The sequence below is a fragment of the Porphyromonas uenonis 60-3 genome (genome assembly GCF_000174775.1).
Lineage (GTDB): Bacteria > Bacteroidota > Bacteroidia > Bacteroidales > Porphyromonadaceae > Porphyromonas > Porphyromonas uenonis_A.
Map to the genome: position 1 here is coordinate 1 of NZ_ACLR01000034.1, position 20,484 is coordinate 20,484.

Consider the following 20,484-nt stretch of genomic DNA (forward strand, 5'->3'; position numbering starts at 1 on the left):
GGCATCGTAACCAGCGTCACCCAGACAGGCAACCCTCTCCACAACGCTATGGCAGAGCGACTTAACGGGATCATCAAGAACGACTGGCTCTACAACTTTGAGGACAAACCCATAGAAGAAGTTCGAGAGATCCTCTCGCAAACGATTGCTCTCTATAACACAGCGCGTCCTCATCGAGCCCTCAACAAGAAGACTCCGATGCAGATGCTCATACCAGATTACCCCAACCCTCTAACCACACAACCATCTAAGAAACAGATTTCTAAGAACAATTCACCAAAAGCTCCGAGCCTCAAAGCTCCGAGCCCATGCCGCTTAACTCCCAACAAAGAGCTATCTTTGTGTACCTCCGCAGTAAAAACGACCACAAGTCGTGTACCCCAGCAGGAGCAAAACTAACAGATGAGTACACTCACAGGACTAACAAAAATAACCCGTGTACCATCTCAGTAACACCTTCCCAACTGTGTACTTTTTTCAGGAAGAGGACAGTTCCTCCGTTGGAACTGAAAAGTTCCTGCCTTGGAACCGAAAAGTTCCACCCTTGGAACTAAAAAGTTCCAAGAGGAGAACTGATTTTGGAACTCGTATCTATTAGGAGTTCAGGGTATTAGGAGGAGCGGTTACTGGCTGCCTTTGGGAAGATAGTGGAGCTTTGCGGTGCAAAAACGAGAAAGCTCAACCGCTTTTGGTCAGCGATTGAGCTTTCTCACGAAGCTTTCTAGTGGATTAGCGCTTGCCCGAGGCGTCGATCTTGAGGAAGAGGGCGAGCATCAGCGAGAAGCCCCAGAGCGAGGAGCCGCCATAGCTAAAGAAGGGGAGCGGGATGCCGATGACGGGCACTAGTCCTAGCACCATCCCCACATTGACCATCAGGTGAAAGATGAAGACGCACGCCAGACAGTAGCCGTAGACCCGACCGAAGGTGGAGGGGTGCTGCTCCGCTCGCCACATGATGCGTAGGATCATCGTGAGGAAGAGGAGGAGCAGACCGACGGACCCCGCAAAGCCTTGCTCCTCACCGATGGTGCAGAAGATGAAATCGGTGTCTTGCTCGGGAACATACTTGAGCTTCGTCTGGGTGCCCTGGAGGAACCCTTTGCCTAGGAGACCACCTGAGCCGATAGCTATCTTAGCTTGATCCACATTGTAGCCAGCGCCTCGTGGATCCTGCTCGATGCCGAGCGAGACGGCGATACGCATCTGCTGGTGCGGTGCGAGGATGTCGTTGTAGACGTACTCGACAGAGAGCGAGAAGGCGAGCAAGCCTAAGCTGGCTATGCCGACTAAGAGGTAGGAGCGTGAGTAGTGCAGCAAGGCGCGAATGAAGCAGAAGAGGATGATGCAGCTCATCAGTGCCAGTGCGACGTAGCTGTAGTCGATCAGCAACCAGCGCAGAGAGACATACATGCCGACGAAGTATGCGATGCTGACGATCCACAAGATGCGTCGCTCACGGGGCTTCCACCGTACGATGCTGCTGAGGTAGAGGATGGTGGCGACGGAGATGATGCTACAGATGAGCAGACGGCTAGCGTCGGTAGCACCCCAGCTAACGTCGGCTAGCATGAGCGCCACGACGAAGAGGGTGACCGCTAGCGAGGCGAGTAGGAGGAAAGCGCCAGAGAGTCCCTCACGATAGAGTGCTAGGAAGAAGGCGCAGAAGACGAGTGCTGACCCAGTCTCGCTTTGCAAGATGATGATTGCCATCGGTAGGAGTATGATGGCAAAGACCTCTAGATAGCCTCGCAGGGTGGTGAGCTTGAACTCGGGGCGGTTGAGCCAGTAGGCGAGCATGAGTGCGGTCCCGAGCTTGGCAAACTCGGCGGGCTGCACTCGGATGGGACCCATGACGAGCCAGGAGCGGGAGCCTTTGATATCGGGCGCTACGACGGCTGTCACGATAAGAAGCAGGATGAAGCCTATATAGAGGTAGGGCGCCCCCGACTCAAAGAGATCTTCGTCTATGAGGAGTACCACACCGCCTAGTACGAGCGCTAGGGAGATCCATATGAGCTGCTGCATGGGTCGCCCTCCCATCTCTAAGAGATGACTAGGTGTGAAGTCGTACGTAGCTCCGCATATGGCGAGCCAACCACCCGCTACCATCAGGAGGTAGAGGATGATGAGTGGCCAGTCGAGGCGCATCAGGAGGTTGCTACGTCGTTGCTTGCTAAGGTATGGCATGCTGCTCGTTGGGTCTTTATAGGTCGTGTGAGTAGAATATCTTCTGTCGGCTGATCTGCTCGGCAATGGCTTGGGAAGCTCCCGATAGCTGTCCATCACGCAGGTAGTACTCCATCATGACGCGTCCGATGGGTACGCCGAAGATAGCTCCGAAGCCACCGTTTTCGACATAGACGCTGATGGCCACTTTGGGCTCTTCAAGGGGTGCAAATCCGATGAAGGCGGAGTGGTCTTTGCCAAAGCGGTTTTCGGCGGTACCTGTCTTACCACATACGTTGATTTCGCCAGGTGCGAAGTTGGCCCGACGACAGGTGCCCGCTAGGACAGCGCCGTGCATCCCCTGGGCTATCTCCTCCCAGTAGTCTGGCGAGACCATCGTGTGGTGTGGTGTGGTGAAGAGGGTGTCTAGCGGGGTATGCTCGATCTTGCGGACGACGTGGGGCGTGTAGTAGTAACCTCTATTGGCGATGATGGAGGCGAGGTTTGCCATCTGTAGCGGCGTGAGTAGTACCTCGCCCTGACCGATGGAGAGGGAGATGATGGTGGAGGAGTTCCAGCGACTGTATACGCGGTCGTAGACGGAGCTATTGGGTATGAAGCCACGGTTTTCGCCAGCTAGGTCGATGCCGAGCTTGTATCCGAAGCCAAAGTTTACCATATAGTCGCGCCACTTATTGAGTGCGTCCTGCACGCTCGGGTAGCGGGAGCGGTCGTCGAGGAGGAAGTGCAAGCCCCAGCAGAAGTAAGCGTTGCAGGAGGTGGTCAAGGCACTGCGCAGATTGAGTGGAGAGGCGTGACCGTGGCAGGCGGGTCGTCCACGCATACGAGGATAACCACGAGCGCAGGAGAGGAGTGTGGAGGTGGTGACGAGATGCTCCTGAAGCATCACGGCTCCCATGGCGGGCTTGAAGGTAGAGCCTGGGGGATAGGTACCCATGATGGCACGGTTGAAGAGTGGCTTGCCCTCCTGTAGGATGAGTTGCTGATGCGCCTTGCCTAAGCTCTTGCCTTGTAGCATGCGTACGTCGTAAGTGGGCGAGGAGACGAGGCAGAGTACTTCGCCACTCTTGGGTTCGATCATGACGATGGCGCCTCTTTTGCCCTGCATGAGCTTTTCGCCTAGGCTCTGCAGTCCTATATCGATGCTGAGGGTTAGGTCTTCGCCTGGGATCGCCTCAATGTCGTCGGCGCCTTCGTTGTAGCTGCCTTGTATCCTACCACGGGCATCACGGAGCAGAAGATTGACTCCGTTGCGCCCTCGCAAGAGTTTGTCGTAGGTGCGCTCTACGCCACTCTTGCCGACGTACTGTCCGAGTGCGAGGGTGCTGTCGGCTTTGAGTTCCTCAGGACTGGACTCGCCAAGGTAGCCGAGTAGGAGAGCGGCATTAGGCTGGTCGGAGCGACGCACAGCGCGTGGTCGGAGCGTGAAGCCTGGTAGCCGAAAGAGTTGCTCCTGTATGAATCCTGCCTCTTCGCTAGTGAGCTGTGACCAGAAGAGTTGTGGCGTAAAGGGCGAGTAACCAGGATTGATGGAGCGGTCTCTTAGGGCAGTCATGCGCTCGTCGAGCTCCTGCTCGGAGGTGTGGAGGAGGCTCGCCAGTAGGGGCGTGTCGAGGGTGTCGGCGAGCTCTTTTGTAGTGACGAGGAGGTCGTAAGCTGGCTCGTTGTAGACGAGGAGGGTCCCTTTGCGGTCATAGATGACACCACGGTCGGGGAAGATAACTTCCTCGTAAAGGGCATTGTGCATGGCGCGCTCCTTGTACTCTGTGCTGACGAGCTGCAGGTAGCCGAGCCGTGTGATGTATAGTGCGACGATGCCTATAGCGATCAACGGGAGTACGGCGATGCGTAGTCGACGGTGTGGGCGCTCCATAAGCTGATCCGCTAGCTCTGATGCCGTGGTAGGTGCTCTAGGAAGAGCATCTGCAGGATCATCACGATGAGATAGGTCAGGAGCATACTACTACCCAGCCGTAGGGCGTAGTACTCCCAGTCGAAGCCACCTAGCGAGTCGAGCGTGAAGAGGATAAACTGGTGGATCGCTACCATCTCTAGGATGACTAGCCAGATGCCCCAGCCATGTATCCGCATGGAGGGCGCACGTCGTAGGTTGCTCTCGATATCGACGGCGGGAGCTAGGAGGTAGTTGCGCAGGAAGCCGACGAGTGTCAGGGCTGCCATGTGCAATCCGGGCGTGCCACTGAGCAGGTCGACGGAGAGTCCGACGAGTGCTCCGACGAGAGTGAGCCACTCTTTCGGAGTATCTACGCTAAAGAGTAGCAGCGCAAAGAGATAGACCGAAGGGGTCGCATAGCGAAAGAGCTGTATGTAGTTAAAGACCTCTACCTGCAGCAGTACCAGCAGTACGATGCCTAGGGTCGTCCATATCATCTGTAGTCTCATAGCTCCTCTCTGCTCGCTTGCTCTTCTAGATTGATCGTATTGCCCCCCGTTATCACGTAGACGTGGTGTAGCTGTCCGAAGTCTGTCGCCAGGAGGACAGGGAGTTCCTTACGATAAGTGATACGAGTGCCCTGGGCGCCGTTGCCTTCTAGCCGACCGATCATCATACCTGGGGGGAAGATGGCGGAGTAGCCACTCGTTACGAGCGTATCCCCGACAGCTAGGTGCGCATGCTTCGGCAAGCCCCGCACGATGCCCTCCTCAGGCGAGAGCTTTTGTCGCCAAGAGAGGTCTCCCACATGCCCCTCGCGGAGGGTCATACAGCTGAGGGTTAGGCTCTCGTTGATGAGCGGTACGACCGTTGCGTAGCGAGGTCCCACCTGAGCTACGATGCCTACGACACCGCTCTGGGAGACTACGCCCATATTGGGCTTGATGCCGTCACGTGCGCCACGGTCTATGGTCATCATATTGTTTGCCTTAAGGTAGGTCAAGCTTACTACCCGTGCTGTCACAAAGGTAAAGTTGGGTTCCTCCCGTACGATGGTGTCTAAGGAGTCTAAAGGTGTCAGCACCTGCGGTACAACGGTGTCTGCGAGGAGATACTCGAACTGTCTCTGCAAAGCCAGGTAGCGCCCCTCGAGCGAGGCTAGCTGAGCCGTGAGCTGCTGGTTCTCTTGCTGTAGCGAGAGGTAAGAGCGCCAGCGTGCGCCCTCGCTGTGAATCCTCCCCACGACAGACGAACTGGCAGCCGCTCCCACGAATGAGTGGTAGAGACTGCCATGAAAGAGTAGGAGCAAGGCAATCGCCTCACACACCACTAGGAGCACCCAGTGCAGGTTCGCACGAAGGAGTTCGAGGAGACGACGCATTGCTATCTTTTGTTGCTACTATAGCGCCACGTGACGACCCTTTTAGTGAATGAGAAAGTTGTAACTATCTACATTCTTGAGCGCCTTGTCGGTGCCCATAGCCACAGCGCGCAGTGGATCCTCGGGGACGTTGAACTGTATAGCGAAGCGACGTGTCAGTCTCTCGGCTAGACCACGTAGGAGTGCGCCACCGCCTGTCAGGGAGATACCGTTTTGCGTCACATCGGTGTAGAGCTCGGGAGGCGTACTCTCGAGCGTCCTGAGGATAGCGCTCTCGATCTTGACAATAGACTTGTCGAGACACTGAGCTATCTCTTGATAGGAGACGCTGATCTGTCGTGGCAGAGAGTCCATCAGGTCGGCACTGGTGACGACGAAGTCCTCGGGAGCGTTGTCTAGCTCAGCTAGAGCGCTACCCACCTCGATCTTGATCTGCTCTGCGGTGCGCTCACCGACACGTACATTGTGCTTCTGGCGCATGTACTCCATAATGTCGTGGGTAAACTCATCACCAGCCACACGTATCGACTGCTTCGAGGAGATACCTCCGAGCGAGATGACAGCTATCTCAGTCGTTCCACCGCCTATGTCCACGACCATGTTGCCCTCAGGTGCGAGGACGTCAATGCCGATACCGATCGCAGCAGCCATTGACTCGTAGAGCATGTAGACATCACGACCGCCAGCGTGCTCGCTTGAGTCCTTCACCGCACGTATCTCCACCTCCGTACTGCCCGAAGGCACGCTGACGACCATACGTAGCGAAGGGGAGAAGAGCGAGTGCGACTTCTTGTTGATCTGCTTGACCATGCCTCGGATCATCTTCTCAGCTGCGTCAAAGTCCGCTATGACACCATCTCTGAGGGGACGCACCGAGCGAATGTACTCGTGACCCTTTTCATAGATCTCCCGAGCCTTCGTGCCCACGGCGATCACCTCGTCATTGCGACGGTCGAAGGCGATGACACTAGGCTCGTCGAAGACGATCTTGCCATCCTTCATTATGATTGTATTAGCTGTGCCGAGGTCTATAGCTAGTTCTTGTCTTAGTTTGAATAGTCCCATATATCGTTTGGTTGTGACTAATGATTAATGTCTAAAGTGGCGTACCCCTGTCGTCACCATGGCGACGCCCTGCTCGTTGCACGCATCGATGCTCTCCTGGTCGCGTATCGATCCGCCAGGCTGTACGATAGCCGTGATGCCCGCTGCAGCAGCTAGGTCTACACAGTCACGGAAGGGAAAGAATGCATCGCTCGCTAGGACAGCTCCCTTGAGATCAAAGCCAAAGTTGTGCGCCTTCTGGATCGCTTGTCTGAGTGCAGAGACACGAGAGGTCTGACCGATGCCTGTTGCGAGGAGCTGGCTGTCTCGGACGATAGCCAGTGCATTGCTCTTGCAGTACTTGACGATGCTCTCGGCCATGCGTATGTCGGCCATCTCATCTTCAGTGGGTGTAGTCTCCGTGACAGAGGTGTAGACGACAGGCTCGGAGAGTACGTCAGGCGTCTGTACTAGGTAGCCTCCCACTGCTGAGCGGACGCTGTCTTGGTCGGGCAGAGGTGCCTTCTGCAGGAGGAGGATACGCTTTGACTTTTGACCTAATATCTGCAAAGCTTCGGTGTCAAAGTCGGGTGCGATGAGTACCTCAAAGAAGATGTGTGAGATCTGCTCTGCCGTCTGCTGGTCTATCGGTCTATTTGCTACCAGGATACCGCCAAAGGGTGATTCCGTATCAGCCTCATAAGCCGCCTGCCAAGCCTCCGAGATGGTCTCACGAGACGCTACTCCGCACGGGTTGGTGTGCTTGAGGATCGCAAAGGTGGGAGCCTCAAACTCCTGAATGAGATGCACGGCTGCGTCGAGGTCCTGCAGATTGTTGTAGGAGAGCTCCTTGCCCTGTAGCTTGTCAAAGTAGTGATCCAAGTCTCCATAGAAGAAGCCCATCTGGTGAGGATTCTCGCCATAGCGTAGGACGCGCGGGTTGCGACCAGAGAGATGTAGTGCGGTGTGAGCACCAGCGTCAAAGTAGTTGAAGATGTCACTGTCGTAAGTCGCTGTCACCTCAAAGGCACGTAGCGCATAGCTCCTCCGCTCGGGGAGAGTCGTGGTGCATCCGTCACGCTCCAGCAGATCGATTAGCCCATCGTACTGGTCACGGTGCGAGCAGATGAGCACGTCGTGGTAGTTCTTTGCAGCAGCACGTATGAGGGAGATACCGCCTATGTCTATCTTCTCAATGATCTCCTCCTCGCTGGCGCCACTAGCGACGGTCTCTGCAAAGGGGTATAGATCCACGATCACAAGGTCTATCAGGGGAAGCGCATACTGCGCTACCTGCTCCTCGTCATGCGCATTGTCTCGCCGAGCGAGGATACCGCCGAAGATCATCGGGTGGAGCGTCTTGACGCGTCCTCCTAGGATAGAGGGCAGAGCGGTCAGCGACTCAACGGCTGTGCAGGGTATACCGAGCGACTCGATATACTCTTGGGTACCTCCAGTGGAGACGATCTCTACCTCGGCAGCGTGTAGTATCTGTGCGATACGATCGATGCCCTCCTTGTGATAGACTGATATGAGGGCTCGTCGGATAGGTCTTGTGGTCATAAGCCTTGTGGCGTGTGGTATAGGGTGAATAGTAGCTCTCCTAGGCAACCCCTAAGCAGAGCAATATGTGGGTCATAGCTACAGTAGCTACAAAGGTAGTAAAAAGAGCCGATAAAAGAGCCTTTTTCCCGACACTTTGTAGAGCAGAAGAGGAGGTAGAGGTTAGAGATTAGATATTAGAGGTTAGAAGTTAGATATTAGAGGCTAGAAGTTCGACTTTTCCGATGGCTCTGATGGCTCCGATAGCTCCGATGTCTCTCGCTAATCGCCCGCTAGCAGTTGACAGCCGATCACCGCCACTCAGCCCACACCTCCGAGGAAATCGAAAATCTCCAGCGAGCAAACAAAAATCCTCCACGGAGCAATAAAAAAATTCTTCCGAACTTTGATTTGCTTCTTCCGAAGTTTCATTTCATTCTTCCGAACTTTTATTTCCCGGCTCCGTGGAGAATTTTTGTTTGCTCGCTGGAGACTTCCTATTTCCTCAGGAGAAATTGAAATCGGGGCATCTCCCGCATGGCGATTTTGTGGGGCTTCCCGACTTGCGGAGTCTAAGGGGTAAGGCGCTTTTATCACTTCGAGAGCGCTCTTTTTGCCTCAAAACAGCGCTCAGAGCGAGATTAGTGGACGATTTTCACTCAAAATAGTTGCAGGTAATGAAAAAAACACTATCTTTGGAGCGTGAATAGGACTAAACGGCTCTAGAGCACTACACTACAAGCCGTCAAAACCATTTGCAAGGACCCTCAAACACAAAGAATTTTATCACTAATCATAAACAAGTTTATCTATGAATAAAACAGATTTCATCAAGACTGTTGCTGACAAGGCGCAGCTAACTCAGAAGGACACGAAGGCTGTCTATGAGGCTATCGTAGAGACGATCCATGAGGAGATGAAGAAGGGTGAGCGCCTCACACTCGTAGGCTTTGGCTCATTCTACGTTTCTCAGCGTGCTGCTCGCAAGGGCATCAACCCACGCTCTGGCAAGACGATCGATATCAAGGCTAGCAAGTCTATCAAGTTTAAGCCAAGCACGGCTCTAGACATCAACAAGAAGTAAGCACAAGCTACTCACATAGATGCCCCTAGGAAGGCTATCGCCTCCCGAGGTGCATGGATACACAAAGAGAGGAGCAGACCCCGATGGAGTCTACTCCTCTCTTTAATATTACTGCCCTCGATGTCAGTTACCTGGTCGCACGGCGAAACGAGTACCGCAGGATGAGCCCCAAGAGCGTCAGGCTAACGGGGAAGGCAAACCATACACCCATCAGTTGTGGTCCATTGCCCTCCAGTCCGACACCAAAGCCAAAGAGCCACGCCATCGTGGGCGCTACAATCAGGTGGCACAGCGCAGCTGCTGGCGCTAGCATCGCCACACGGCTGATCCCCCTCAGGGTATTGGCATAGACGATCTGTAGCGCATCGCCTATCTGGTAGAGACAAAGCGGGATGAGCGCTAGATAAGTAGCCTCAGCGACCGAAAGATCTGCATTGAAGAGGCGCACCACGGGCTCACGGCACAGGACCAAGAGGGGCATCATCACCGCCGCCACAAAGAGACAGAGGTAGACACCCGCACTGGCTACGTATCGTGTCTCTCGTCGCTCCCCCTGCGCTAAGAGCGTGCTACTACGGATTGCGGTGGCAGCCCCGATGCCGTAGTAAACCATGAAGCCTAGCGTGCTAATTGTCGCAATGATCTGATGCGCCGCCAAGGCTGCTGTGCTAATGCGAGCAACTAAGATGACTGCCACGGAGAAGGATGCCGCCTCCATACCCATTTGTAGTGCTACGGGCGTACCAAGTCGCAACAGTGGTACCAGCCCCTCACGCCACGACCAGTGCAGACTTTTGACCCGATCTAAGATCTTACGATAGCGTGGCAACAAGACGGTCACAGCTACGATCGCTATGAGCATCACCACACGACTTACTAGCGTTGAGAGACCAGCTCCGTACAAGCCCCACTCGGGGAAGCCCCCTTTGCCATAGATCAGGAGGTAGTTGAGCCCGATGTTTAGTACATTGCCCGCCAGCGTTATATACATGGGAATCTGCGTGTCACCCATTCCCTCGGTGTACTGCTTGAAGGTGTTGAAGAGCATCACCACCATAAAGCCCAAGATCTGGATACGGTAGTAGGGCAGGGCGATAGGGCGTAGCTCCTCCGATAGGTTAAAGGCGCCGAGGCTTCCCTCGAGGAGGAAAAGCCCTCCGCCGATCAGCAGGGCGATCAGCAGGTTGAGCAGGAAGCTATGTCCCAAGTAGTGCGCCACCTGATCCGAGCGTCCCCACTCCTTATTGGTCGCCACCAGCGGGGTCAGCCCGTAGGAGAAGCCCATGCCGAAGATGATGACCAAGTTGAGGAAGTTATTGACGAAGGAAGCAGCCGCCAGCTCCGACAGACTATGATGGCTCACCATCACATTGTCGGCAAAGCCCACGAGGATCAAACCCACCTGCCCGATGATTACGGGCAGACCCAGACGCAACAGCGGACGAAAGTGCTCCTGACAGCTCCGATAGTACGTACTCCAACTCATATCACTCGAATCGCACCGAAGATTAAGAGTTGAGACGTGCGAGAAACTCCTCCTCCGTGACGAGCGGGATGCCGAGTTGCTCCGCTTTGGCACGCTTGGAGGGTCCCATGTCGCTACCCATCAGGACGAAGGTCGTACGGCTCGAGATGCTTCCCACGTTGGTCCCGCCGTGCTGCTCGATGAGCTGCTTGTATTCGTCACGGCTGTGCTGGGTGAAGCTGCCTGAGATAACGATCCGCTCGCCCTCTAGACGGTTGGACTGGGGCATGTCGGTCGCCTCCTCGGCGCACTCTTCGAGTCGGACGCCACAGCGCTGTAGCTCTGCGATCAACTGCTGGTTGCGTTCTAGAGAGAAGAAGTAAACGACCTGCTCGGCTATCTTCGGACCCACGTCGGGGAGTGCCTGTAGCTCGTAGGCGGTTGCCTGGGCTAGTCGGTCAATGCTCTGGAAGTGTCGTGCCAGTGTCTTCGCCGTGCCTTCGCCGACGAAGCGGATGCCGATGCCGTAGAGCAGACGAGCAAAGGGGCGACCCTTCGACTGTTCAATGCTGGCGAGGAGGTTATTGATTGACTTCTCCTTAAAGTTTGGCAGTTGCGCTAGATCGCTAGCGGTGAGCTTGTAGAGGTCGTCGATGTTTTCGATAAGATGTCTGTCAAAGAGTGCGTCGATCGTCTCAGGTCCCACGTTGATATCGGCAGCTCTGCGTGTGCAGTAGTGCTCGATCCGCCCCATGATCTGTGGCGGGCAGGCGTAGCTATTGACGCAGTAGTAGCCCACCGAGCCATCGATCTGCTGGAGTGGCGCACCACAAGCGGGACAGCGCTCAGGTAGTCGTACAGGCTCCGCCTCGGGTCGTCTGAGGCTTGGCTCCACGGCGGTAATCTTGGGGATGATCTCCCCGCCCTTCTCGATATATACGTAGTCGTGGTAGTGCAGGTCGAGACTCTTGATGAACTCCTCATTGTGTAGCGTAGCGCGACGCACCACCGTCCCCGAGATAAGGACTGGCTCCACATTGGCCACTGGCGTGACAATGCCCGAGCGACCCACCTGATAGTCCACCGAGAGAAGCTCTGCGCGCGCATTCTCTGGCTGATACTTGTAGGCAAAAGCCCAGCGTGGCGACTTCGCCGTATTGCCGAGCACGCGTTGCTGTGTGAGACTATCCACCTTGAGGACGATACCGTCCGTGGCGTAGGGCAGGTCGCCCCGCTGCACGTCCCACTCATCTATATAATGGTATAGCGCCGACAGGTCACTACTCTTAAATGGCGCAACGCCCGTGTCAAAGCCCATCTCCTCGAGTAGCTTCATCCGCTCATAGTAACTGTCTGGCAGACGAGTCTCATCGTCCAGCGCATAGAGGTAGTAGCAGATGCAGAGCAGACGGCGCTGCGCCACGATGCGACTATTCAGTGTCTTGAGCGTACCAGCCGCCGCATTGCGAGGATTGGCAAAAGGCGCTTCGCTCTCAGCCGTGCGCTCCCCATTGAGTCGCTCGAACTCCTTGAAGGGAAGTAGCACTTCGCCCCGCACCTCGATGCGCCCCCTCGTATAGTCGGGATGCCCCGCAATAGAGTGCAGACGGAGTGGCACCGACTGGATCGTCCGTACATTGACCGTCACATCATCGCCGAGCGTTCCGTCACCTCGCGTCACGGCACGCGCCAGCACGCCCTCCTCGTAGATGAGCGATATGGAGGAGCCGTCGTACTTCATCTCCGCCACCCACGGCACATCGTCCGTAGCTAGGAGCGTGTCGGTACGCTTGCAGATCTCAGCGATCTCATCGTAGTTGTACGTATTTGAGAGCGAAAGCATCGGCTGCTCATGCGCCACCTGGACGAAAGCATCGTTGCGATCTCGCCCCACACGGAGCGATGGCGAAGTGGGGTCTGCAAACTCTGGGTGCTCTGCCTCCAACGTCAGGAGTCGCTGCATCAGCGCATCGTAGTCCGCATCGCTAATGGTCGGAGCGTTGTCTAGGTAGTAAGCGCGGTTGTGCTGTTCGATGGTTTTGCGCAGTTGCTCAATCTCTAGCTCTGTACTATTAGGTGTCATAAGGGGTTTACTTCACTTGGTCAAAGGGGGTACGATTCGCAATGGCACTCCCGAGCGTCACCTCGTCGGCATACTCGATCTCGTCGCCGATAGAGATACCCCGTGCGATGAGCGAGACCAGCACACCCGTAGACTCTAGGCGCTTATAGATATAGTAGTTGGTCGTGTCGCCCTCTAGGGTCGAGCGTATGGCGAGGATCACCTCACGTACCGGCTCCTCCTGGACACGCTCGTAGAGTGACTCGATCTCTAGGTCGTTTGGCGTGATGCCATCTATGGGAGAGATGATTCCGCCCAATACATGGTAAAGGCCTTTGTAGCGGTGCGTCTGCTCTATGGTTAGTACGTCCTTCACCTGCTCGACCACGCAGACGGTGCTCTGGTCACGCTGTGGATCAGAGCAAATGTCGCAGAGCGGGCTGTCGCTGATGCAGTGGCACCGCTCGCAGTAGCAGATCTTCTGGCGAAGGTCTATGATCGCTTCCCCCAGATGCTGTGCATAGGAGGGAGGCTGACGAAGCAGGTGCAGTGCCATACGCATCGCCGTCTTGCGTCCTATGCCAGGAAGCAAGGAGAGCTGGTCTACGGCGCGCTCGAGCCATTGGGAGGGGTACTGATCTTTCATAGTTTAGTAGGTCGGCACAAAGATACGAAAATGGAGACAGCTCTTTCACTAGAAAAAGCAATCCTCTAGAGACGAAAGACTCTTTCGTCCCTAGAGGATGTTCTATTACTATTGTCTTGTAGTGCGCTTACTTAGCAGGCTCTAGCTCTACCGTGAAGTGACGTAGTACGGGTAGCTCACGGGTGATGACGTAACCACGTGTGATCGACTCACGACGGTCGTAGACATTCTTGCAGGCTGCTGCGATGACGTCCATATGATTGTTCGTGTAGGTACGACGTGGTATAGCCAGGCGGAGTAGCTCCAGCTTGGGGTAGCGGTTCTCGCCCGTCTTGGGGTCACGGTCTGCTAGGATAGAGCCGATCTCGACACCACGGATGCCAGCCTCTAGGTAAAGTTCGATGCCGAGTGTCTGAGCGATAAACTCCTCCTTGGGAACGTGCGTCAGGATCTTCTTCGCATCGAGGAAGATAGCGTGTCCACCAGCAGGACGCTGATAGGGTACGCCGTACTCGTCTAGCTTGCTACCGAGGTAAGCCACCTGACGGATGCGGGTATCGAGCATGTCAAACTCCGTGTTCTCATCCAGACCGATAGCGAGCGCATTCATATCACGACCGTTCATACCGCCGTAGGTGAGGAAGCCCTCGTTCATCACGGCATACATAGAGCACTTGTGATAGAGCTCCTCGTCACGCATAGCGAGGAAGCCACCCATGTTGACCACAGCGTCCTTCTTGCTAGACATGGTCATGATGTCAGCGTAGCTAAGCATCTCACGGACGATCTCCTTGATTGACTTGTCAGCGTAGCCCTCCTCACGAGTCTTAATGAAGTAAGCATTCTCAGCAAAGCGAGCGCCGTCGATCTGTAGGGGGATGCCGTACTTGTGGCACAGCTCGCTCGTCTCACGTACATTCTTCATAGAGACGGGCTGACCGCCAGCCGTATTGTTCGTCACCGTCAGGACGCACATAGGGATCTGCTCCTTAGGGTACTTCTTGAAGCAATCCTCCAGCTTGTTCAGATCCATCTCCCCCTTGAAGGGTAGCTCCAGCTCCGTATTGCTAGCCGCATCGATCGTGCAGTCTACGGCTACAGCCTTGCGAAACTCAATGTGTCCCTTCGTCGTGTCAAAGTGTGAGTTGCCCGGTACGATATCGCCCTCCTTGAGCGTAGCCGAGTAAAGCACATTCTCAGCAGCACGGCCCTGGTGTGTAGGGATTACGAGCGGGAAGGTGCAGATCTTCTCGACAGCGTCCTTGAGGTTTTGGAAAGAGGAAGCACCCGCATAGCTCTCATCGCCAACCATGATGCCAGCCCACTGACGGTCACTCATAGCGCCCGTACCCGAGTCGGTGAGGACATCGATAAAGACCTGTGACGACTTGAGGCTGAAGAGGTTGTAGTGTGCCTGGCGAATCCACTGCTCGCGCTGCTCACGCGTACTCTTATGTATTGGCTCTACCATCTTAATGCGGTATGCCTCGGAAAAAGGTATCTCCATATCAGTTCTATTTAGTTATTGTTTCGTAGCTCCAAAGATACGGAAAAATCCAAACTCATCACCTTCTGGGTGCACGAACGACAGGGTCCGACGCATGATACTCGAAGACTTTATCTCGCCCTCATCGCTCGTTTGGGGCTTTGCTCCTCCAGTCGATGGCTACGATGCACTCCGACACCCTTCGAAGCCCCCGACGCCACACCTCCGAGGAAATCGAAAATGCCTCGGTAGAAAATGAAAATCCTCCACGGAGGAATCGAAAAATTCATCGGAACTTTGATTTGCTTCTTCCGAAGTTTCATTTCATTCTTCCGAACTTTTATTTCCCGGCTCCGTGGAGAATTTTCGTTTGCTCGCTGGAGATTTCCGATTTCCTCGGTGGATATCGGATTTGATTGAGGAGGCATGGATTGCTGAGGTCGTGTAGCTTGCTGGAGGTATGGCGATTAGGAGGTCGTAAGTGGCATTTGCTAAAAAAGTTGTACCTTTGCCGACGGTTTTCCTATGAATCCAATTGTACACCCCGCTCTTGTGTGAGGGGGCTCTTTGGTCTCTAGTGGAGCTGGTGCGTGTCTGGCGCTGTCGTCTTGATGCGCTAGGTATGGGCTCTGGCAGAGTGCCACAGTGTAATGGGAGATTAGCAAGACTAATTTTGAGTAACACTAACTATTTGTACTAATGAAGCATTTTAATCTTAGCGCTACTGTGCGCCAGGCCGACCAGCTCGGCAAGAAAGCTACCAAGGCTCTCCGTCGTGAGGAGCTCGTACCTGTAGTCCTCTATGGGGGTAGCGAGACAAAGCATCTCGTCGTCAAGGCTGACGACCTAAACAAGCTGATCTACACTCCTGAGATCTATCTCATCGAGCTAGACGTAGAGGGTAAGCAACACAAGGCTGTACTGAAGGATGTACAGTTTCACCCAGTAAGTGACAAGACGCTCCACGCAGACCTCTACGAGGTGAGCGAGGAGAAGCCTATCGTCATGCGCGTACCAGTCATCCTCGAGGGTCACGCTATCGGTGTGCGAGCTGGTGGTAAGCTGGTTCGTGAGAAGCGCACACTGCGTGTACGCGCTATCTACGACAAGATCCCTGAGAATCTGGTGATCGATGTGAACAACCTCAAGCTGGGCAAGACGATCCAGGTACACGAGCTCTCCTTCGAGGGTCTTGAGCTAGTAGACGCTCCACAGGCTGTCGTTTGCGGTGTCAAGCTGACACGTGCCGCTCGTGGTAAGGGTGTCGCAGACGCTGCTGGAGATGAGAGCGAGGAGCACGGTGACTCTGAGGAGCAGAGCAACGAGTAGTCGCTGTCTAGCGATACGCGACTTAGCGTATATCGTCTAGAATCATACGAGGAGAGCCTACAGTCCCTCATGCGGGATTGTAGGCTCTCCTTTATACTAGGGGTACTCGTGGGGTTTGCAACACCGATGTTTGTCGGGTGTATGGTACCTATATGATACTTTTTCACTACCTTAGTAGACCGTATACGACTACTCACTTCAAATAAATAGTAGATTATCTCATGAATCGCGAGCAAATCATAGCACAAATACGGGCCAAGCGGAGCTATCTCTGCGTAGGTCTTGATCCAGATATACAGAAGTTGCCTCCGCACCTGCTGAAGGGGGATAATCCTATCCTGGACTTTAACAAGGCGATCGTTGATGCCACGGCACAGTATGCTATAGCCTTCAAGCTCAACTTGGCTTTCTACGAGACGCTGGGGGCTTTTGGTATGCAGGTCTTCGGCGATACGGTGGACTACATACGTCAGCGCTATCCTGAGCAACTGATCATCGCCGATGCTAAGCGGGGGGATATAGGCAACACGAGCAAGATGTATGCACGGGCCTTCTACGAAAACTTTAAGGTGGATGCCCTCACCGTGGCACCCTACATGGGGAGCGACAGTGTGCTACCTTTCCTTGAGTATAGCGACAAGTGGGTGATCCTACTCGCCTTGACGAGCAATCAGGGTGCGCAGGACTTTCAGATGCTCCATACGGGCGAGGAGACTTGTCTCTTCGAGCAGGTGCTCCAGACGGCGCTGAGCTGGGAGGGTGCTGACCATATCATGTTCGTCGTGGGCGCTACGCAGAGCAATCTGATGGAGCGTGTGCGTGCGGTGGCTCCCAATGCCTTCCTCCTCGTGCCAGGTGTAGGCGCTCAGGGTGGTAGTCTGGAGGCGGTCGCTGAGCATGCGATGACGAGCGACTGCGGTCTGATCGTCAATAGTTCGCGTGGTATCATCTATGCGGGCAATGACGAGCGCTTTGCCTCGGCTGCTGCGCAAGCTGCCTCTGATCTAGCCCGTCAGATGGAGCGGACGCTGATCGACAAGGGTATCATAGACTAACTATATAATAAGGTAGATGTACACAGTTGCAGACATTGCTAAGCTAATCGGTGGTACCCTAGAGGGCGACGGCACGGCTCAGCTACAAGGCTTCGCAGGTATTGAGCAGGCGAAGGCGGGTGACTTGAGCTTTCTCGCCAATATGAAGTACGAGCCCTTCCTCTACACGACACACGCCTCGGCGGTACTCGTTGACGAGAAGTTTACTCCGACACAGCCTTGCCCTACGACGCTGATCCGTGTGGCAAACCCTTACGAGACGCTCTCGCAGCTGATGCGTCTCTACGTCTCTCAGCAGGAACCACGCTGGACGGGTGTCCATCCGACGGCTATCGTGGACCCTTCGGTGACAATCCCCAAGGAGTGCATCATTGGCCCGTACGCTTGCATCGAAGCAGATGTCAAGCTGGGCGAGCAGGTCGTCATATCGGCACACTGCGTCATCGGGACTAACTGCTCTATCGGTGACCACACGACGCTACATCCACGGGTTACGCTTTACTCGGACAGCGTCATCGGGCATCATTGTCGCATTCATGCGGGCACGGTGATCGGTGCCGACGGCTTTGGCTTTGCCCCTACGGAGCATGGCTATGACAAGATCCCGCAGATAGGACACGTGGAGATAGGAGACAATGTGGAGATAGGAGCGAATAGTTGCATAGATCGCGCTACGATGGGCGTGACGCGCATAGCGTCGGGTGTCAAGATCGACAACCTTGTACAGATCGCGCACAACTGTACGGTCGACGAGCACACGGTTATCGCAGCTCAGGCGGGACTAGCAGGCTCGGCACACATCAAGGAGTGGTGCCAGCTGGGCGGTCAGGTGGGCATCGCGGGTCACCTCACGGTGGGCGACCACTCGCAGCTCGGCGGCCAGACTGGCGTGCTGGGCAATCTCCAACCGCACAGCGTTGTGATGGGAGCTCCCGCTATGCCTGTGGGCAAAGCTTTGCGCGCCTTTGCCATGCTTCCCAAGCTTCCTGAGCTGATGCGTCGTGTAGACAAGCTCGAAGAGCAATCTTCTTCGGAAACGAAATAGACTCATTTGTAAAAGCAGACATACTCACGTTATGAATCAGTACACACTCGCTACGACACTCACCTTTCAGGGGGTAGGACTTCACACGGGAGCCAACCGCACCTTGACCCTTTCACCAGCGGAGCCTCATAGTGGTTATCAGATCTGTCGCTCCGACCTTGAGACCCACCCCGTCATCCCAGCTTATGCGGACTATGTATCGACGACGCAGCGTGCTACTCGGATAGAGCGTGGAGCTGTGCAGGTCTCTACACTGGAGCATTGCCTGGGTGCGCTCTACGCTCTCGGGGTGGACAACTGTCTTATCACGGTCGATGGCGACGAGGCGCCTATACTAGATGGCTCGGCACTGCCTTACGTGCAGGCGATCCAAGAGGCTGGGCTCAAGGAGCAAGACGCAGCTCGTGAGGTCTTTGTCGTGCGCAAACCTATTGAGGTGAAAGATGAGGAGACGGGAGCATCTATCCTCCTCCTGCCATCAGACCAGCTCGGCGTAGAGGCGCACTTGAGCTTTGCCTCACCGCTACTGAGCAATCAATACGCTTCGCTGCGCGACCTGAGTCGCTTCGGCGAGGAGGTAGCCGAGGCGCGCTCCTTCGTTTTCGTACGAGAGATACTGCCTCTCCTCAGTCAGGGCTTGATCAAGGGCGGAGACCTTGCCAATGCGATGGTGATCAACGATGAACCTCTCTCCGAGAGTGATGCCAAGGCGCTCGCCGAGGCGCTGCACCGCTCCGTGACTGAGGTGACTCAGCTGGGCGTGATCAATCCGAAGGAGGGCATCCCCAACGAGCCCGCACGCCACAAGATCATTGACATCCTAGGCGATTTGGCTCTAGCTGGGATCTTCGTGCAGGGGCATATCATAGCGACCAAGCCAGGACACAAGATTAACAACAAGCTCGCACGGGCGATCCGTAAGGAGATCAAAGGAATGGAGACACAGCCACCCGTCTACGATCCCAATGCGACGCCAGTACTGGACCTTAACCAGATCAAAGGACTCCTACCGCACCGCTATCCCTTCCTTCTAGTGGATAAAGTGATCCACCTAGACAAGAACCATATCGTAGGGGTCAAGAACGTGAGCTTCAACGAGACCTTCTTCCTCGGTCACTTCCCCACGGAGCCCGTTATGCCAGGCGTGCTCATCGTCGAGGCGATGGCGCAGACCGCTGGACTGCTCGTCCTGAGTGGCATCGAGGACCCCGAGCGCTACTCGACCTACTTCCTGACGATCAACAATGTGAAGTTCAGAAACAAGGTCGTCCCCGGAGATACGCTCCTCTTCAAGGTGATGCTCACCAGTGAGGTGCGTCGTGGCTTGGCGAGCGTCAGAGGACTCACCTTCGTCGGCAACCAGCTCGTCTGCGAGGCTGACTTCATGGCGCAGATAGTAAAGAATAAGGAGTAAACAATCATATCTACTATATGGCTCAAACGCACATCTCTCCTCTCGCTCAGGTGCATCCTGACGCTCAGCTAGGTGCTGAGGTAACGGTCGGCCCCTTTGTCACCATTGAGGCGAATACCGTCATCGGCGACCGCACCGTCCTAGACCAAGGATGCATCATCCGCAGCGGAGCGCGCATCGGTAGTGACTGTCACATACATCCCTATGCCGTGATCGCTGGGATACCGCAAGACCTCAAGTTCCGAGGCGAGGAGACCACCGCCGTCATCGGTGACCATACGACTATCCGCGAGTTCGCTACCGTCAATCGTGGCACCGCCTCACGTGGCACCACCATCGTCGGGAGCAACTGCCTCATCATGGCTTACTCGCACGTGGCACACGACTGCGTCCTCAAGGATCACATCATCCTAGGCAATGCCACGCAGCTCGCTGGCGAAGTGGAGATAGACGACTACGCCATCCTCAGCGGTGCTGTGCTAGTGCATCAGTTCGTACGCATCTCTCAGCACGTGATGATACAGGGCGGCTCCAAGGTGACCAAAGACATCCCGCCTTACTGTCTCGTGGGACGCGACCCGATCGTTTACTGTGGTATCAACATCGTGGGACTACGTCGCAGAGGCTTCACCAATGAGCAGATCTTCCTCATCAACGACGTCTACCGCACCCTTTATCAGGGCGGGCTCAACAATAGCGAGGCGCTCGTCGAGATCCAGAACCGCTATCCGCAGAGCTACGAGCGAGACCTCATCTACGACTTCATCAGCGACAGCAAGCGGGGCATCGTCCGTGGATCAATGGACTAGCCCGTAGCCAAGTCGCAACCAAACAACTAAACCATACCAGC

General features: G+C 55.2%; 17 protein-coding genes. 7 read left to right on the top strand and 10 right to left on the bottom strand.

What is annotated here, in order from left to right:
* Positions 1-399 (top strand): integrase core domain-containing protein (locus PORUE0001_RS09755; RefSeq protein ID WP_007364622.1); only part of this gene is annotated, 399 nt, incomplete at its 5' end.
* A gap of 330 nt (positions 400-729) precedes the next feature.
* On the opposite strand, the gene rodA is transcribed toward PORUE0001_RS09755, so the two are convergent.
* From rodA to purH, 6 genes are read right to left on the bottom strand one after another with little or no spacing between them, the layout of a single operon-like run.
* On the bottom strand, positions 730-2,187 hold the full coding sequence (gene rodA / locus PORUE0001_RS00995; protein ID WP_007364638.1) for a rod shape-determining protein RodA: 1,458 nt from the start codon (positions 2,185-2,187) through the stop codon (positions 730-732).
* A gap of 16 nt (positions 2,188-2,203) precedes the next feature.
* Positions 2,204-4,060 carry a penicillin-binding transpeptidase domain-containing protein gene (locus PORUE0001_RS01000; protein ID WP_007364599.1) on the bottom strand — a complete coding sequence of 619 codons (1,857 nt, stop codon included), beginning with the start codon at positions 4,058-4,060 and terminating at the stop codon, positions 2,204-2,206.
* An 11-nt stretch (positions 4,061-4,071) separates the two neighbouring features.
* Positions 4,072-4,590 carry a rod shape-determining protein MreD gene (mreD, locus tag PORUE0001_RS01005; protein ID WP_100067356.1) on the bottom strand — a complete coding sequence of 173 codons (519 nt, stop codon included), beginning with the start codon at positions 4,588-4,590 and terminating at the stop codon, positions 4,072-4,074.
* Positions 4,587-5,462, bottom strand: a complete 876-nt coding sequence (mreC, locus tag PORUE0001_RS01010; RefSeq protein ID WP_007364591.1) for a rod shape-determining protein MreC — start codon at positions 5,460-5,462, stop codon at positions 4,587-4,589. Before mreC ends, mreD begins: the two co-directional genes overlap by 4 nt.
* 42 nt (positions 5,463-5,504) lie before the next feature.
* Positions 5,505-6,527, bottom strand: a complete 1,023-nt coding sequence (locus tag PORUE0001_RS01015; protein WP_007364613.1) for a rod shape-determining protein — start codon at positions 6,525-6,527, stop codon at positions 5,505-5,507.
* Between the two features lie 24 nt (positions 6,528-6,551).
* Positions 6,552-8,069 carry a bifunctional phosphoribosylaminoimidazolecarboxamide formyltransferase/IMP cyclohydrolase gene (gene purH, locus PORUE0001_RS01020; protein WP_007364643.1) on the bottom strand — a complete coding sequence of 506 codons (1,518 nt, stop codon included), beginning with the start codon at positions 8,067-8,069 and terminating at the stop codon, positions 6,552-6,554.
* Between the two features lie 790 nt (positions 8,070-8,859).
* On the opposite strand from purH, the gene PORUE0001_RS01025 reads away from it, so the two are divergent.
* Positions 8,860-9,132, top strand: a complete 273-nt coding sequence (locus PORUE0001_RS01025) for an HU family DNA-binding protein (protein WP_007364625.1) — start codon at positions 8,860-8,862, stop codon at positions 9,130-9,132.
* Between the two features lie 127 nt (positions 9,133-9,259).
* Here PORUE0001_RS01025 and PORUE0001_RS01030 read toward each other — a convergent pair whose 3' ends face one another.
* From PORUE0001_RS01030 to PORUE0001_RS01045, 4 genes are all read right to left on the bottom strand, one after another.
* Positions 9,260-10,618: an MATE family efflux transporter gene (locus PORUE0001_RS01030; protein WP_007364602.1), complete on the bottom strand. Its 1,359-nt coding sequence runs from the start codon at positions 10,616-10,618 to the stop codon at positions 9,260-9,262.
* A 22-nt stretch (positions 10,619-10,640) separates the two neighbouring features.
* Positions 10,641-12,680 (bottom strand): NAD-dependent DNA ligase LigA, encoded by a 2,040-nt coding sequence (gene ligA, locus PORUE0001_RS01035; RefSeq protein ID WP_007364639.1) that lies wholly within the window; start codon positions 12,678-12,680, stop codon positions 10,641-10,643.
* Positions 12,681-12,687: 7 nt separating this feature from the next.
* Positions 12,688-13,305 (bottom strand): recombination mediator RecR, encoded by a 618-nt coding sequence (gene recR, locus PORUE0001_RS01040; RefSeq protein WP_007364610.1) that lies wholly within the window; start codon positions 13,303-13,305, stop codon positions 12,688-12,690.
* Between the two features lie 127 nt (positions 13,306-13,432).
* Positions 13,433-14,812 (bottom strand): tryptophanase, encoded by a 1,380-nt coding sequence (locus PORUE0001_RS01045; protein WP_007364617.1) that lies wholly within the window; start codon positions 14,810-14,812, stop codon positions 13,433-13,435.
* 678 nt (positions 14,813-15,490) lie between these two features.
* Here PORUE0001_RS01045 and PORUE0001_RS01055 point away from each other — a divergent pair.
* The 5 genes from PORUE0001_RS01055 (at position 15,491) to lpxA (ending at position 20,443) form a co-directional block, all read left to right on the top strand.
* Positions 15,491-16,120 carry a 50S ribosomal protein L25/general stress protein Ctc gene (locus PORUE0001_RS01055; RefSeq protein ID WP_039865196.1) on the top strand — a complete coding sequence of 210 codons (630 nt, stop codon included), beginning with the start codon at positions 15,491-15,493 and terminating at the stop codon, positions 16,118-16,120.
* Between the two features lie 221 nt (positions 16,121-16,341).
* Positions 16,342-17,175: an orotidine-5'-phosphate decarboxylase gene (gene pyrF, locus PORUE0001_RS01060; RefSeq protein ID WP_007364619.1), complete on the top strand. Its 834-nt coding sequence runs from the start codon at positions 16,342-16,344 to the stop codon at positions 17,173-17,175.
* Positions 17,176-17,191: 16 nt separating this feature from the next.
* Positions 17,192-18,220, top strand: coding sequence for a UDP-3-O-(3-hydroxymyristoyl)glucosamine N-acyltransferase (lpxD, locus tag PORUE0001_RS01065; RefSeq protein WP_007364611.1), 1,029 nt, complete (start codon positions 17,192-17,194; stop codon positions 18,218-18,220).
* Positions 18,221-18,251: 31 nt separating this feature from the next.
* A complete protein-coding gene (locus PORUE0001_RS01070; RefSeq protein ID WP_007364640.1) occupies positions 18,252-19,634 on the top strand; it encodes a bifunctional UDP-3-O-[3-hydroxymyristoyl] N-acetylglucosamine deacetylase/3-hydroxyacyl-ACP dehydratase in 1,383 nt (460 codons plus the stop codon).
* A 17-nt stretch (positions 19,635-19,651) separates the two neighbouring features.
* Entirely contained in the window at positions 19,652-20,443 is a 792-nt protein-coding gene (gene lpxA / locus PORUE0001_RS01075; protein ID WP_007364609.1) for an acyl-ACP--UDP-N-acetylglucosamine O-acyltransferase, read from the top strand.
* Positions 20,444-20,484: the final 41 nt, after the last annotated feature.